The organism is Psychrobacillus sp., from assembly GCF_056205495.1.
In genome coordinates this window covers 1-2,278 of the sequence record NZ_JBAEAP010000586.1, presented here as the reverse complement: position 1 = coordinate 2,278, position 2,278 = coordinate 1, and the positions used below count along the sequence as shown (strand labels likewise).

At 34.8% G+C, this 2,278-nt stretch carries 2 protein-coding genes; one reads left to right on the top strand and one right to left on the bottom strand.

All coding sequences use genetic code 11. From position 1 onward, the window contains the following. Positions 1-1,183: hypothetical protein (locus AC06OU_RS16515; RefSeq protein ID WP_475857235.1), on the top strand; the 1,183-nt coding region annotated here is incomplete at its 5' end. Positions 1,184-1,464: 281 nt separating this feature from the next. Here AC06OU_RS16515 and AC06OU_RS16510 read toward each other — a convergent pair. Beyond that, positions 1,465-2,278, bottom strand: an 814-nt coding sequence (locus AC06OU_RS16510) for a 5'-nucleotidase C-terminal domain-containing protein (RefSeq protein ID WP_475857233.1), incomplete at its 5' end; no start/stop codon positions are given.

The following is a 2,278-nucleotide window of genomic DNA, read 5'->3' as shown; positions in this document are numbered from 1 at the left end:
TATCACCCTTTTTACAGCTTACATATTTAGCAAAGTAATACATATAGCTTTACCGACATTCAACATACTTTTATTATTTACATTAATGACGGTTATTATAACAATCCTCCGTATATTCTCAAGCTATATGGTCGGACAAGTAATTGTGTTTACAGGAATAGCTCTTCAACTTACTTACGTTGTAAAATTTATATTTTCTCTATCATTGATAGGTTTGTCAGTGGTCGGAGGTACTTTTTTAGTTTTACTGATCACCACTTCGTTTTTAATTTCAGAAAAAGCAACTAAGAATTCTATTAATCAAAGCTTATTAGCAGCAAGCTCAATTTCTGTAATGTATCTATTTATAGCAAATACGCCCTTATACCTTCTTTTATATCTGACATATCCAGTAGCCGTTTCTTGTATTTATGTGAGTTTAAGCAAAAAAGCAGAATATGGCTTCACCATTGTGATGATCAACACTTCTACTTCCATAGCAGCAGCCTACTTAATATCCTTACTTTTAGGATTACCAATGACAGATACTATTTTGATAGCAACTTTAATTTCAACTTTCGTCGTTTCTTTTATGTACAATGATGAAACTAAATTAGTGTTTATGCTAGGATATCAACGTTTCCTTACTCAAAAAGAAAATTTAAAGAAAGATATTTTTATACTAAAAAGAGCATTAATGAACGTAAGTGATATGACAAGTAAAGAACTTTTAGAAGCAGTAAACTCACTAAACGATTTTAAGCGCGAGAGAATAGTAAAGAATTTAAGTCCAGGCATCATCACAAGATTTGACTTGCAAGAAAGACATAAACAGTTAAAAGCTACCGTATGGCTTCTAGTTTTTTGCGCTTATGTAACATACTGTGCCGTAGCATATTATGTTTCCACTATCTCACACGATTATTTAATTGCTTTTTTAATCTTTGCCCCAATCTATTTCCTAAGCGTCCCTTATATAATCAGCCAAATTCTGTACAAAAATCTTATTCGATACGTCAATCAACAATTCATCATTCCTTACAACAAGCTCATAGACAAGAGAGATACACTTAAAGAGGAAATTACTAATCTACTACTTGCTAAGGGATATAAAATGGAAGACAAAGATTTATCTTTCGTCTCTGCAACCACCTACTCTACATTTGGCGGTAGGACAGATTCAGAAACTCCAAACGCTTTTTAACAACCAAAAAGCAATCGAAGCTCACTTGAGAGCCTCGACTGCTTTTTTCATTAATATTAATAACTGCCACAGTGGTATTACTTCTTGTGTTACGGGTTTCTCTCTTATGTTACAGGTGCTTCTTGTGTTACAGGTGCTTCTCTTGTGTTACAGGTGCCTGGCACCTGTAACAAAAGATATAGGTAACTCAACGCCTGTAACACAAGTCGTAACATGCCAAACAAAAAAATCCTTTCTAGCGAATAATGCTAGAAAGGATTTTTAAAGGTTTTTATTTCACCTTATTTAATAGAATACTTACCAAATCCGTCTGTGCCTTCACCCATGAATTGAATGTTGCCATCAGCTGGAATTACTTTTGCTGCATTTTTCGAAGATTCGAATACGATTTTTGCAGTTGCTGGAAGAGGTGCAAATTTCCAGTTTCCATCTGCAGAAGGATCGATTGTTTTCTTCTCTAGAATGTAGTCAATGATTGCTTGACGGTTTTCATCAGGATATACTTCTGTTTCGGTTGCATTACGCACACCTGGGAATGTTCCGTTTGCACGGTAATTATTTGTTGCTACAATGAATTGTTGCTTTAAATCGATAGGCTTGCCATCAAATTGTAGGTTAACAATACGTGAAGCATCTTTATTCACTATATTACCATCTGGATCATATTTCGCTGGTTTTGTAACATCAATTTCATATGTTACTCCATCGATTACATCATAGTTATATGAACGGAAATCTGTATTGATTAACTGTTGTTCACCTGTTTTGTTTGCATCAATTTGATTGAATTGCCCAGCAGACATCTCTAACCAGTCTTTCACGTCTGCCCCAGTTACTTTCACATAAGAAAGTGTGTTGTCGTACAAGTATAGATCTGCAACGTTTTTAATCGCTAACTGACCTGTAGGGATATATGTGTAATATTCTGAGTCGCTTCTTGTTCCTGCTTTAAATGGAGCACCTGCAGATAGAACTGGAATGTTCTCATTTGCAGTTCCTTTTAGCTTAGCTTTTACATATTCTGTTTGTGCATCTGTAACGATTTGGATTGATGGATCATCTTGCACTTGAGAGAAATAGCTATGAATATCCGCT